Origin of the sequence: Streptomyces sp. NPDC050743 (genome assembly GCF_044456925.1) — a bacterium.
GTDB lineage: Bacteria > Actinomycetota > Actinomycetes > Streptomycetales > Streptomycetaceae > Streptomyces.
This window is the reverse complement of sequence record NZ_JBITGJ010000089.1, coordinates 19,452-31,794: the sequence shown is the minus strand read 5'-3', so window position 1 is coordinate 31,794 and position 12,343 is coordinate 19,452. Positions and strand designations below refer to the sequence as shown.

General features: G+C 67.4%; 10 protein-coding genes and 1 pseudogene. 3 read left to right on the top strand and 8 right to left on the bottom strand.

Features of this window, described 5'->3' with window-relative positions; genetic code table 11:
- Positions 1-96: 96 nt before the first annotated feature.
- Positions 97-969, top strand: coding sequence for a hypothetical protein (locus tag ACIBJF_RS42675; protein WP_399182390.1), 873 nt, complete (start codon positions 97-99; stop codon positions 967-969).
- Between the two features lie 550 nt (positions 970-1,519).
- Here ACIBJF_RS42675 and ACIBJF_RS42670 read toward each other — a convergent pair.
- The 6 genes from ACIBJF_RS42670 to ACIBJF_RS42645 all read right to left on the bottom strand — a co-directional run bounded on the left by ACIBJF_RS42670 (position 1,520) and on the right by ACIBJF_RS42645 (position 7,285).
- Entirely contained in the window at positions 1,520-2,104 is a 585-nt protein-coding gene (locus ACIBJF_RS42670; RefSeq protein ID WP_399182388.1) for a sigma-70 family RNA polymerase sigma factor, read from the bottom strand.
- A gap of 419 nt (positions 2,105-2,523) precedes the next feature.
- Positions 2,524-2,700, bottom strand: a complete 177-nt coding sequence (locus ACIBJF_RS42665; protein ID WP_399182386.1) for an SDR family oxidoreductase — start codon at positions 2,698-2,700, stop codon at positions 2,524-2,526.
- 329 nt (positions 2,701-3,029) lie between these two features.
- Complete coding sequence (locus tag ACIBJF_RS42660; RefSeq protein ID WP_399182396.1) at positions 3,030-4,880, bottom strand: BTAD domain-containing putative transcriptional regulator; 1,851 nt, start codon at positions 4,878-4,880, stop codon at positions 3,030-3,032.
- Positions 4,881-5,473: 593 nt separating this feature from the next.
- Positions 5,474-6,145 (bottom strand): TetR/AcrR family transcriptional regulator, encoded by a 672-nt coding sequence (locus tag ACIBJF_RS42655; protein ID WP_399182385.1) that lies wholly within the window; start codon positions 6,143-6,145, stop codon positions 5,474-5,476.
- A 361-nt stretch (positions 6,146-6,506) separates the two neighbouring features.
- Complete coding sequence (locus tag ACIBJF_RS42650; RefSeq protein ID WP_399182383.1) at positions 6,507-6,698, bottom strand: SpoIIE family protein phosphatase; 192 nt, start codon at positions 6,696-6,698, stop codon at positions 6,507-6,509.
- Positions 6,662-7,285: a PP2C family protein-serine/threonine phosphatase gene (locus tag ACIBJF_RS42645; RefSeq protein ID WP_399182381.1), complete on the bottom strand. Its 624-nt coding sequence runs from the start codon at positions 7,283-7,285 to the stop codon at positions 6,662-6,664. The genes ACIBJF_RS42650 and ACIBJF_RS42645 overlap by 37 nt, the downstream gene beginning before the upstream one ends.
- 591 nt (positions 7,286-7,876) lie before the next feature.
- Here ACIBJF_RS42645 and ACIBJF_RS42640 point away from each other — a divergent pair.
- Positions 7,877-9,526: pseudogene (locus ACIBJF_RS42640) on the top strand (aminotransferase class I/II-fold pyridoxal phosphate-dependent enzyme); the annotation flags it as partial.
- Between the two features lie 652 nt (positions 9,527-10,178).
- Positions 10,179-10,559, top strand: a complete 381-nt coding sequence (locus ACIBJF_RS42635) for a nuclear transport factor 2 family protein (RefSeq protein WP_399182379.1) — start codon at positions 10,179-10,181, stop codon at positions 10,557-10,559.
- Positions 10,560-10,892: 333 nt separating this feature from the next.
- Here ACIBJF_RS42635 and ACIBJF_RS42630 read toward each other — a convergent pair whose 3' ends face one another.
- Together ACIBJF_RS42630 and ACIBJF_RS42625 are read right to left on the bottom strand one after the other, a co-directional pair.
- Entirely contained in the window at positions 10,893-11,780 is an 888-nt protein-coding gene (locus tag ACIBJF_RS42630; protein ID WP_399182377.1) for an SDR family oxidoreductase, read from the bottom strand.
- 53 nt (positions 11,781-11,833) lie between these two features.
- Positions 11,834-12,217, bottom strand: coding sequence for an MmcQ/YjbR family DNA-binding protein (locus ACIBJF_RS42625; RefSeq protein ID WP_399182394.1), 384 nt, complete (start codon positions 12,215-12,217; stop codon positions 11,834-11,836).
- Positions 12,218-12,343 lie beyond the last annotated feature (126 nt).

Below are 12,343 nucleotides of genomic sequence, written 5' to 3'. Positions count from 1 at the left end.
AATGATCACGGATCCCGTGTCCGCTCTGTCATCCACCCCAACCCGCGGCATCCTCACGCCAGTTGGGCGATCCCGGGAACTTGCGCAAGCCCTGGGTTGGCCAGCAGCAGCCTTACCTCCTACATCGTCGACGCCGCGCCCAGCAGGCCGACCTGGTTGGCCTCTGTCGCGTCGAGCCAGGGACCGATGCTCGGCCTCTCCCTCGGCGCGATCGCCTCTGGCGCTCTGGTCCAGTTCGGCCCTTGGCCACGCCACCTCATCTACCTGGTTTCCGCCGGACTCCTCGTGCTGTCCGCCGTACTCATCGTCATCAGCCCCGAGACCGCGAAGCCGACGCCCGGCGCTTGGCGATCACTGGTGCCCCGGGTTCGCGTACCGGCCCGGGTCAGGCATCTGCTTCCCGTCGCGGCCGCGGTGTTCGTGGCTACCTGGACGACCGGGGCTTTCTACCAGGCCTTCATGCCTGCCCTCGTCGCAGATCAGCTCCACACGCACAGCTCGCTCATCCTGGGACTGGTGTTCGCTGCCTATATGGCCCCAAGCGTTCTCGGCGCTCCCCTCGGCGGCCGGTTCACATCCGCGGCGGCTCAACGCACCGGCATGCTCGTCTTCCTGACCGGATGGATCGGCATCGTCGCAGCAATCGACGTAGGCACACTGGCGTTGTTCATCGCCGCAACCATCGTGGCGGGCGCCGGTCAAGGTATAGCCATCAGTGCCGCCACCCGCGGCCTGCTGTACGGCAGCACGCTCGCCGACCGGGCACCGATCTTCAGCGCGATCTACCTCCTCTGCTACGTGGGCGCCGCCCTCCTCAGCTTCATCTCCGGGCAACTCTCCAACAGCTTCTCGCTACCGCAGATCGCCCTCGGGTACGGGTCGCTCGCCCTCGTTGCCACCGTGATCACTGTCCTGGCAGCGCACAACCCGCATATGGACCCGACCGGGAGCATCGGGCGTGGTGAGTAGTTATCACGCTCACCGTCAGTTCATCGCCGACGTGGCGTCCCATACGCGCACCCTCTAGGTGTCGCCCGGCCAGGTCCGCCTCGGGCGCCGCTCGCATGGGAGTCCCTATCAGGTGGGTGCGGCAGTCGCCGCACATGAAGGCAGGGCCTCCCGGGTAGCCCCAAAGGTTGTCTACGCCAAAAAGCTGTCCGGGAAGCCTCAGTGACGCGGTGCTACTGCATCAACGGTGGGGGAGTCCGCTTCGGTCATCTCCGAAACGCGATGCCCCCATGAGTGAGGAACCGATCATGCGTCAGATCTGTGTGCAGCCGACAAAAACGAGCATCTGCGCCAGTAGTGCCCGAGTCACCCAGATCGACGCCGGCACCGAACACCAGCGGCTCTCCGCGCTGGTGATCCAGCTCGACCTCTGCAGGGGCCCGCTCCGGCAGCGCCGGCACGACGCGACGCCCACCCCGGCTCGGGCACGACTGCCGGACCCCCCTGGGAGGTGTGCGGCTGCAGTGCGAGCTGCCTGGTCAGCGCTGATATGGCCGATGTCGCCGCCGCATCAGCCCGAAGAGCTGAGATGTCCGCCGGCTATCAGCTGAGCTCGCAGCTTCTTACGGACGTCAAACATCGTCTTGTAGAGCGCGTTGCGGTTCGTCTCCAGCTCACTGGCGAGTGTTTCCAGGGGGATTCCGTTGACTACGGCGGTGAAGACCCGCCGCTGGCGGGCGCTCAGTGCTGTCTCGACTGCGTCGCGCGCGGCTTCGACCAGCTCTCGCGCCTGGTAGTGGCTGACGGGGTCGATACCGGAGCGGTCGGGCACTTGCACCCCTTCGACCAGGTCCAACCGGGCATGTGGAACACGCCAGAAATGGCGGCTCAGCTTGCTGGACACTTCAAGTACCACAAATCGGAAGGCCCAGGTGGTGAACCTGGCGTCGCCTCGAAATTCCTGGATTTTACGCGTGATCCTCATCAGCGCGTCGGCGGCCGCCTGGTGGGCGAGATCGCTCAGCTCGGGCCCGGCGATTCCGTAACGAGGACCCCGGCGGAACACTTCACCCACGGCGATCCGCACCAGCAGTTCGTACAGTTGCGTGCAGGCCTGCTCGAACTGCGGTCCACGACCGCCCTCGAGCGCGTCCACCCAGGCGGCGGACTCCGGGTCGAGCTTCCCTCGGTCCGAGGCGGATCCTGCTGCCGGGGCGTTGCCGCTGATTTCGGCATGTCCATCCGGAGCCGAGCGGCACGTTCTTCTAACATCCGCAGAGTGCATGGTTCTCAATCCCCAGGTCAATTCGTGCGGACCAGCCAATCACCAGACCATCTACACGACGTCTACGCGAAGTCGCTGCCCTTCTTTCGGCGTGCGCGCATCCGAGTTTTCACGGACGGAATTTCCGGCGTATTGCGACGAGGGACTCGCGCGCGGCGTGGGGCACGCGCCGATCGTGTCGCCCAGCCCGTCACTCTCGGCCGATGTATTGACCTCCGGCGCCCCTCGCCTGAGCCGATGCGCGAAGTCCTCGTGGGAGGTGCCCTGGCCCAAATCGACGAGCAGCTGCGTTAGGAATTGCGGTCTGCCATGAGCCCGCCGTCGACGCTGAGGACGGCACCGGTGGTCCAGCTCAAGGCCGACGCGAGGAGGAAGACGACCGCGGAGGCCGGGTCCGGCGGGGTGCCGCTTTCCCTGCCAAGCGGTGCAGGCCGCTCAACTGCTCCGCCGCGCCGTCTGTGGGGCACACTCCATCAAGGCGGTGTGGGTGCTGAGCGCGGCACGCTGCCGTCCGCACGCTGCGGTGGTCGCCGGGTGATGCCGCAGCGACCCTGGCGGTGTACGGCGACGGCGGCGTGGCCCGTCGGCCGGCCCCACGATGGCAAGAGGACCGCAAGGAGCAATGGAGCGGATCCACCGCCAGTGGACAAGCGAGTGTTCAGCCCTTGAGCTCCCGGCAGGACGCTGCGCCACCGAGCCGGCGGAGACCGGCGAGCTCGTCGGCGGCGTCGCGATCCTTCCGCTGCCCCGGACAGGGTGCCTGTGGCAACGACATGGATGCCGGCCCCGGCTCGCCCTACCAACGGGCTGGTTCGCCCTGGTCGAGGACCCCCTGCCCCGCCTGCTCCACTGCGTACGCGGCCACAAGCCGGTTCCAGCTGTATCGCCCTGGGCCGATCTCCGACACGAGGTGGGTTCGAGTGAGGCGCGACAGGACCTGGCGGACCTGGCGCTCGGGCCGTCCTGCCAGCTCCGCGACCTGCGATGCCGCGAACATGGGGGCTGGGCAGGCGCTCAGGGCGCGGAAGAGTGCGGCTGTTTCCGAGTCGAGGAGGCGGTAGGAGCGGGTGATGGACTCGCGGACGTCGAGCGCCTGGTCATCGTCGCTCGTGAAGGCGTCCAGAGTGCTGCGCTGCGGCGCCTCGTACTCGTCGGCCAGGCTTGCCAGGCGCAGCTGCGGTCGATAGGCCGCACGGGCGGCGACATTGGCCAGGGCCAAGGGGAGCTGCCCGGTCAGACGGATGATGCGGTCGACGGCCTCTGGTTCAGCTGCTGTCCTTGCTGCACCGAGTCGGCGCGCGAGGAGGCTGCGTGCGTCCGTCTGGCTCAGGGGCATGAGTGTCAGCGGAAGCGCCTGGTAGGCAGCGACGAGTGAGGGCAGTTGCATGCGGCTGGTGACCAGGGCCATGGAGCCGGGGCCTCCGGGGAGGAGATGCCTTAGCTGGTCCGTGTTCCATGCGTTGTCGAGCACGACGAGCACTCGGCGGTTCGCCAGCAAGCCGCGGAACATGAGCCCTCGTGCCTGCGCGGTCTCGGGCATGTCCTCGCGGCGAGTCCCCAGGGACTGCAGGAAGTCCTCAAGCACGTGCACGGGGTCCCGCGGCTCGGCCTCCGGTCCGGCTCCCTGCAGATCTGCAAAGAGCTGGCCGTCCGGAAAGCGGTCAGCCAGGCGGTGGGCGACGGTGGTGGCGAAAGCCGTCTTGCCGACGCCGGCCAGTCCACCGACCATGCAGATGGCCACAGAGGACGTCGCCTCAGCATCGGCGACCAAGCGCTCGACCTGCTCCTGCTCTCTCTCGCGGCCGACGAGGCTCGGCAGGGCGGCTGGGAGCTGAGCGGGAACGTGGGGCGGGGACGTGCGTGGCGCGCCCTTCGGGCGGTCGGCGCTGCGCGGGAGCCGGAATCGCCCGGAGAGGATGCACTCATGGACGTGCTGCAGTTCGGGCGACGGGCTGACGCCAAGGCGTTGACGCAGCAGATGACTGGTCGTGTGGTAGATCGTCAGGGCCTCGGACTGCCGCCCGGCACCGTAGAGCGCAGTGATGAGGAGGCTGCATATGCGCTCCCGAAGCGGATGCTCGGCAAGCAGAGCAGACAGTTCTGCAGCGGCTTCGGTGTAGCGCCCTCTCTCCACTTCACAGGTGAGTTGCTCCTCCGCACAGGCGAGGCGCAGCTCGCCGAGCACATGGCGCTGCTGCTCCGCGAACGGCCCCGGTACCCCGGCGAGGGCCACTCCTTTCCACATGTCGAGGCCCTCGCGCAGCAGTCTCGCTGCGGACGCCAGGTCGCCGGTGCCGCGGGCCTTTCTCGCCCTTGCCGTCGTCTCCTTGAATCTGTTCAGGTCCAGAGCGTCCGGTTGCATGTGCAGCCGGTAGCCCCCGTCGACCAGGCTCACGGAGCTGTCACTCTGCTCTCCCAGTGCCTGCCTGAGCCTGTAGACGTACGTGCGCACTGAGCCTACGGCCGACGGTGGGGCCTCATCGCCCCACACGTCCTCCACCAGTTTCGAGAGGCTTACAGGCCGGCCTGCCCTGAGCAACAGCGAAGCGAGCACGGCGCACTGCCTCGGCTGACCGGCTCCAGCCTCGACCCCCTGCCTGTGCAGCTGGACTGGGCCGAGCACGGAGAATCGGACACGCGCATCCATGGTGCCCACCGCCTTGGGGATCCTCGTGACGCTTGACTGCTTGGCCGTCCGCAACGGACCGCTTTCCTCAAACGTACCGCAAACCGGCCCAACTGGCTGGACTAAATAGTCCCCTTTTTGTTGGCCAAGCATACTGGTGCCTCGCGTTGCACGGCCGCCATGGCGTTTCGCTGGCACGCCACGACGGCGGCATCCCGGCCGCGGTCGAGCAACTTGGCGCAACGGGCCGGCACACACCGCCGAGGGCCGGTCGGGCGGTTGTGTGTGCTGGCGCAGCCGGGACTGGTGGCGGTTGGCGAAACGCTAGGTGACCTCCGACGTGGAGGGAGGTACGGCGGTGAGTGGACGTCCTGTCCCGCATGTCGGGCGGGCGGAGAACTCGACGGAAAGCGCCCCCGCCCCTACGTAGGGGCCGCCGGGTTTCGTTGGGTCTGGCGCCGCGCGCGGGCAGGGGAACCTGCAGACGAGCATGTCGTCCCGCTGTCGCAGCCAACTCGTCCGCTGGTGGACGGTGAAGTCCAGCCGGTAGGAAGGCCACGCAACCGCCTGTGGCATCGCGCCGGGACTTGGCCGTGCCGCCTCGTCCGGACGGATCAGCTCCCGGCGGTGCCGCCTTCGGGCGACTTGCCGTCCTGGGGCGGAACGGCATGAGCCTTGACGTGGTCGATCGCCATGTCGAGAGCGATCCTCATGGGTTTGACGTCCCGGGCCGTCTGGGCAAGGAGGTAGCCGCCTTGAAGGGCGGCCATGAGGCCAGTGGCGAGCTCTCCGGCGTCCACGTCGGCGCGAAGGACCCCCGAGTCCTTCATCCGCGCGAGCCCAGCCTCGAGAAGTCCTTCCCAGGTCTCGAAGTGCCGGGCGATCGCCTGGCGCGCCTCTTCGTCCTGATCCGCCAGTTCGCCTGCAAGGGAGCCGAGCCTGCAGCCATACGCTCCATTTCGGAGTGCATTGTTTTCGATCACCACATCCCGCCAGCGCTCCAGCCCGCGGATGGAGTTCAGTCGCCGCAATAGCTGGTGCTGGCGTTCGAGCACTTCTACAGCCTGCAACGCGACAACGTCCCGCACCAACGCATCCTTGTCGGGGTAGTGGCGGTAGAGCTGGGATTTGCTCGTGCCGCTGGCCGCCCTGACATCGTCGAGGGTCGTGGCATTCACGCCCTTGACGTACATCATGTCGGCGGCGGCCCTCAAAATGCGCTCTCGAGTCGCCCGCCCACGCTCAGTCAACCGGGAGCCGTTTTCGTCGCTCGCCTGTTCCGCCATATTGACCAGATTACCGGTGCGAAGGTTAGCAGGATCCTGAATGGACCTCAAGGTCCTTTTTCCTCTCGGCTCTCGGTCCGCCAACCCTGGAGCCGTCGCCCCGGGCCTCGCCGTCCCGACGAGCCCACGACCGGAGAGCGGAAACCCGGCACCCAGTCGACACGACAGCCGAGCCGCGACCATGCCGGCCACCCGACCAAGCAGGGAAACGGCCCATGGGATGACCCGACGGACCCCACGCACCCGGTGAACCAGGGAAAGCCACAGGGGATCCTGCACGACATCGCAGGTCAGCGACTCTGGGGGCCAGGCGCCATCCACGACGCGATCTTCCAAACGGTGTGTGAGGGCACGGGCGCCCTCATGTGCGTCGGATGATCAGCACGGCCACATCGTCGAGGTGGTCCCCCTCGATCGCGGCGTCGAGGATGCGGTCGGCAGCCTCCTCGGCGTTCAGCCCGTCGTGGACGGCTTGGGCGGCCAGCGTTCCAGCTCGCTCCAGTCCGTCGTCCAGTGTCAGGGCCGGCCCTTCGACCACGCCGTCGGTGACCATGACCAGCGCGGCGTCCTTGTCCAGTGTGAAGGTAAGGTCTCTTCGAGGTAGTCGGCCTCGGGCAAGACTCCCAGCACCGGGCCGCCCGGCATTTCACGGATGCTGTGGCTGCCGTCGTCGCGTGCGTACAGCAACGGCACATGGCCGGCGCTGGCACCGGTGACCCGTCCGTCGCCTGGGTCGATACGCAGCATGGCGCAGCTGGCGAATCGTGCCGAGCCCATCGTGACGAGCAGCTCGTTGGTGCGCGTCAGCACGGTTGCGGGATCCGGATCGCGGGCAGCGATGGCGCGCATGGAGGCGCGCACCTGTCCCATGGCCGCGGCAGCGTTCACGTCGTGCCCTTGGGCGTCGCCGGTCTCCAGGGCAATGGCGCCGTCGGGCATGACGAAGGCGTCGTACCAGTCTCCGCCGATGTCGAGCCCCTCGCGGCTTGGTTGGTAGCGGGCGGCGACCTCCAGACCTGGGAGGTGCTCGGGCAGCGTGGGGAGCATAGTCTGCTGGAGCGCCGTGGCCAGCTCGACTCGTGCCTCTTGCAACCTGACGCGTTTCAGTGCCTGACCTGCGAGGTCGGCAAGAGTCCCCATGAGGGCCCGCTCATCCGGGGACGAGTTACAGCGACCGACGCCACGACGGCAGACCCGATACCAGCCGCACCGTCACGAGCCTCGACTTCGCTGTCCTCGAACCCGCAAGTCTCCAGCCCCCCACTGCCGACCGCTTCCCGGGACGACCGGCATGCCGCCGTCCATCGCCGCCGGCACCGCATCGCGGCCCTGCTCAAACCAAGACCCCGCCCGTCTGCGGCGCCCCCGCGACAGCGCGGCCCGCTTCGGTGACGTCACCCTGGACAGTAAAGACAACTGGACCGCTGCGTCGCCGACGGACTCATGCAGGAGATCGCTGACTTACCGGCCTTGGGTCAGGTCCCAATCGATAGGGGTGGGGGCAAGGCGTCGAGGAACAAGCGCAACAGCGGATTCTCGGTAAGACGGTGCGAAGGATCGACGCTCATCAGATAGGCGCAGAGGAAATCGGGGAGACCAGCTCACTCATCGAAGTCGCGTGGTGCTCCACCGGGGCGTGGGAGAGCCCATCCCACACACCGCGTTGAAAGGAACGCTGATGCATGACAGCTGGGCTTGTTGGCAAGACCGTGCTGATTCACCGCCTCTGATCACGGCATTGGCGCAGCGATCACGACTGGACTTGCCCAGGCCGGAGTCGATGTCATCCTTCTCGCCCGCGCCGCCGACCAACTCGCCGAAACCGCCAACGTCGGCAGAGCAAGTGCGTCGAATGTTGAGGTTCGCATCGTGACTACTGATCTGATCAACGACAACCAACGCACCACTGCCATCGACGACCTGCTGTCCGGCGGCCCGGTCGATGTTCCTGTCAACAATGCGGCCTCTGCCAAGCCCCTCGGCGCCTGCGCCGTGATCAGTCCAGCGCAGCTACGGCATGCCTTTGGGGCTGATTTGCCACAAGCTGGACGAGGTGTGCGCCGTGCGCTGGCCGAAGCCCTGCGCGAAGCTGTTCGCACCGGCCACCTGGCCCCGGGAACACGGCTGCCTTCCTCCCGCCGGCTCGCCGCCGAGCTCCGCCTTGCCCGCAACACCGTGGCTGACGCCTATGCCGACCTCGTTGCCGAGGGATGGCTGACCGCCCGCAGAGGCTCGGGCACCCTCGTGACAGACAGGATGATCACTCAGCCGATTTTGGCGCGCCCGGCCGCCGAGCCGTCCGCTGGCCCTTGCTACGACCTGATCCCAGGCAACCCCGACCTCACCACCTTTCCCCGTGCAGCTTGGCTGAAAGCCGCACGCCGTGCCCTGGCCACAGCCCCCGATGACGCGCTCGGCTACGGCGACCCCCGCGGTCGGCCGGAGCTACGGGCCGCACTCGCAGACCATCTCGCTCGAGCCCGGGGCGTGTACGTGAGTCCGGAGCACATACTGATCTGCGCTGGCGTCTTCCACTGCCTGCAGATCCTGAGCGGAGTCCTGGCCGGGCGTGGGGCGAGGAACGTCGCCGTCGAGTCCTACGGCCTGAACAGCTACTGTGGCCTGCTGGAGGCTGCTGGGCTGCAGACCTTCCCGCTTCCGTTGGATGCCCACGGGACCGTGCCGGTGCCGCCCGTCGGCACCGATGCGGTCCTACTCACACCGGCCCACCAGTTCCCTGTGGGCACGGCGCTGCAGCGTGATCGCCGGACGGCCATCGTGGACTGGGCCAGACGGACCGGCGGGCTGATCCTGGAGGATGACTACGACGGTGAGTTCCGGTTCGACCGCCAGTCGGTCGGGGCGCTCCAAGGACTCGACCCCGACTGCGTGGTCTACCTGGGTACCGCCAGCCAGACCCTTGCTCCAGGCCTGCGGCTCGCCTGGATGGCGCTGCCTCCCCGGCTCGCTGAGGAGGCCATGGCGGCCAAGGGGCAGATCGACTCGTGCGAGGTATTCAGCCAGCTGACGATGGCGGAATTCATCACCTCCGGTGCCTACGACCGTCACGTACGTGCTGCCCGCCGGCGCTACCGCGATCGACGAGACGCTCTGGTCACAGCCCTGGCCCAGCACGCCCCGAAGGTGTGCGTCGTCGGGACACCGGCGGGCCTGCACACCGTGCTCGGTTTGCCGCCCGGGACCGAGCAGCGGGTCCTTCACTCGGCCACCCGGGAGGGCCTCAAAGTGGCCAGCCTGTCTCGATACCGCCATGCACGGTCCCTGAACGCTATGGCCGATGCCCTCGTCGTTGGATACGGGGTGCCCTCCGACGCTGCATGGCCCGAGGCGCTCTCCGCACTCGTGCGGATCCTTTCCTGACGCACCCCGAGTAGCCGGGGACCCGGACTGATCTCTTTGCGGGTACGGCGTCACCTCAACGCCGCCCGGGCGCCAGTCGGTCTTCTCGGGCACAGGCACTTGCCTTCAAGCGCATGAGCTGGGGGTCGGCCAGTTCAAGGGAGCGCAGGGGGTGTGCTACGGACGGCTGCGGACCAACATCGGTGTCGTGCGAGCCTCGACAACGTGGTCGCAACCCTCAACTGAACCGAGCGACGCGAGGGGAAGACAGTCATCCGCGTCCTGCCGTAGAGAGTCAGTGCCAGACTCAGATCGAGGGTCTCGGGCCCGAGCCCACGTTGTTCGATCTGCTGTAAACAACCTCATGAAGTGGAACCCCTATGGCAGAGACACGGCCGGGGGTTTCCAGAACTTCGGGGTGGCTCAGAACAATACAAAGGAATGACTCGAAGCAGGACGCGACACCAGTGATCAACGTGGTTCGCCAAGACAGAACCATCCTTCTGGCATTCTTATCCGCGGTGATCTCCCTGGTGGCCTCGATTGCTGCGTCGGCTTGCATCGATCCTCACCTGGCCAGATCACAGCCTTGCACGCCGCCACCGTGTACACGGCTCCGAAATGGTGCCCCACCTGCGGGCAGCGGCGAACCGCACAGGGAAGGAACAAGAAAATGAGCGACACCGAGCAGTTCGCCGAAGATCTGGCGATTCTCGAGCAGCTCAACAATGACTACGTCCACTCCGACCAGTTCAACGATGTCAAGCGCTTCAGCGAGTTTCTCGCCGAAGACTTCATCTCGCAGACTCCGGGTGTCACCCGCAACCGTGCCGAGTTCCTCGAATTCATCGCCAAGCCGCGGCCCTTCAAGGATCTCGCTGTGCACGGCGTCAAGATCCGCATCCTCAGTGACGTTGCTCTGATTCACGGCCGTGCCACTTACACCTTGCTCGCCAATGGAGCGGATCAGGAGGCTCTGTACACGGACGCGTACCAGAAGCGTAAGGGCACCTGGGTGTGTGTCTCGGCTTGTGCGATCGCTCCGGGCGCCTGACCAATCACGCGCGCGAGGCTGCTGTCCGCGACGCAAACCCTGCCCCCAGGCAGGAGACCATCCCGAAGCGCAAGTCGGACACGGCAACAAGCCGAGACCGGCCCGCGGCCACGCTCCAGTCCTCACCCCAGACGAGAAGGGCCTCGCCTGGCTGTAGGGAGACGGGCACGAGGGTTCCGGCGGTTCTGGCCGCACCTTCGCGGTTTGGGCGCAGGGGCCGGTCAATGTTCTGCACGATCTCGGCCTGGGAGCCGCGGGTGTCAGCGAAACACGCCGCCTCAACGCCGCGCTCGCCGGCGATGCTGGCCGGCTCGCGGCGGCATCCCGAGGATTTCAGCCCAGGGCGGGGTAGCCGCCGGCAGCGAGGTCGTCGATCAGGCTTGGGCGGGTGGGCTGCCAGCCGAACCGTTCCCGGGTCAGCGCACTCGACGATGGCATGTCGAGGGCGAACACGCGGCCGATGACGCCGAAGCGCTCAGACGCCACCGACTCGACCGGCACCGCGAGAACGCCGCCGATAGCCTCGGCCAGTGTCCTCATGGTGTCGCCCTCGTCGGCTACTGAGTGCAGGACCGTGCCCGGCGCGGCTTCCTCGAGTGCGATGCGGAACAGCCGGGCGGCGTCAAGCCGGTTGACCGCCGGCCATCGCTGTGTGCCGTCACCGACGTACGCTGACACGCCGGTTTTCTGCGCGGCGGCGATGAGCACTGAGCAGAAGCCGTATTGCGACCCGCGCTGGTGCACGGAGCGCGGCAGCCGCACGACAGAGGAGCGGATGCCCTGGTCGGCCAGGGCCAGCACCATCTGGGAAGTGCGGCCGCGGCCGCCGACCGGACCGTCGGTGGTGTCGGGGTCGTCCTCGGTGGAGGTGTGCCCTGGCATCATCGGCGTGAGGCCGGCATGTACGAACGGCTTGCCGCTGCCTGCGAGTGCGGTCGCGAGGGTCTGCACGGCGCGCGCTTCCTCGTCGATGCCCGCTTCCAGGTTGTTCCAGTCGTTGCTGAAGGCCAGGTTGATGACGCCGTCGGCCTGTGCGGCACCGGCGCGGACGCTGTCGAGGTCGCTGAGGTCGCCGCGGAGCGGCGTCCCGCCGGCGGCGGTGACGGCCGTCGCCGCGGCATCGGAGCGGACGAGGCCGAGGACCTCGTGACCAGCGGCGATGAGCTCGGGAACGACAACTGAGCCGATGCTGCCGCTGGCGCCGGTGACGAACACGCGCATGGGGGCTCCAGATGAGGGCTGCGACGCTGCGTCGCAGGGTGGGCATGTGAGGGTCAGGCGTGGCGGTTGTGGGTGGCTGGATCCACGGGTTGCTTGGACTTGGGAAGCCCGCCGACCACGAGACGGTAGGAGTCGGTCACGAGCTCCTTCACCAGCTTGTCGTCGATGGTGTCTCCGCCTCCCATTGTGATCCAGTGTCTTTTGTTCATGTGGTAGCCGGGCGTGATGTCTGCGTACTTCTGACGCAGGGCTGTGGCGTCGTCCGGGTCGGCTTTGAGGATCACGACGGGGCGTCCCGGCATGTCGGTCATGAGCATGAAGACCTTGCCGCCCACCTTGTGGAGCTCCCAGTCGGGGTCGAAACGATGCTCCTGGTGGGTGCCGGGCAGTTCCGCGGTGTGGTCGCGCGCGATCTTCTGCAGTTCCTGTCCGTCCAAGGTGATCAACTCCGGTGTGTCGTTTCGGGTCCTTCGGGCCGGGGGGGGGGGGGGCCCGGGGCGGCCCCCCCCCCCCCCCCCGGGGGGGGGGGGGCGGCCGGCCCCCCCCCGCCCCCCCGGGGGGGG

Coding starts and splice junctions, on each gene's coding strand:
- ACIBJF_RS42660 (WP_399182396.1), bottom strand. CDS start 4,880: ATGGATGCGCGTGTCCGATTCTCCGTGCTCGGCCCAGTCCAGCTGCAC.
- ACIBJF_RS42655 (WP_399182385.1), bottom strand. CDS start 6,145: ATGGCGGAACAGGCGAGCGACGAAAACGGCTCCCGGTTGACTGAGCGT.
- ACIBJF_RS42650 (WP_399182383.1), bottom strand. CDS start 6,698: ATGGTCACCGACGGCGTGGTCGAAGGGCCGGCCCTGACACTGGACGAC.
- ACIBJF_RS42645 (WP_399182381.1), bottom strand. CDS start 7,285: ATGGGGACTCTTGCCGACCTCGCAGGTCAGGCACTGAAACGCGTCAGG.
- ACIBJF_RS42635 (WP_399182379.1), top strand. CDS start 10,179: ATGAGCGACACCGAGCAGTTCGCCGAAGATCTGGCGATTCTCGAGCAG.
- ACIBJF_RS42630 (WP_399182377.1), bottom strand. CDS start 11,780: ATGCGCGTGTTCGTCACCGGCGCCAGCGGCAGCATCGGCTCAGTTGTC.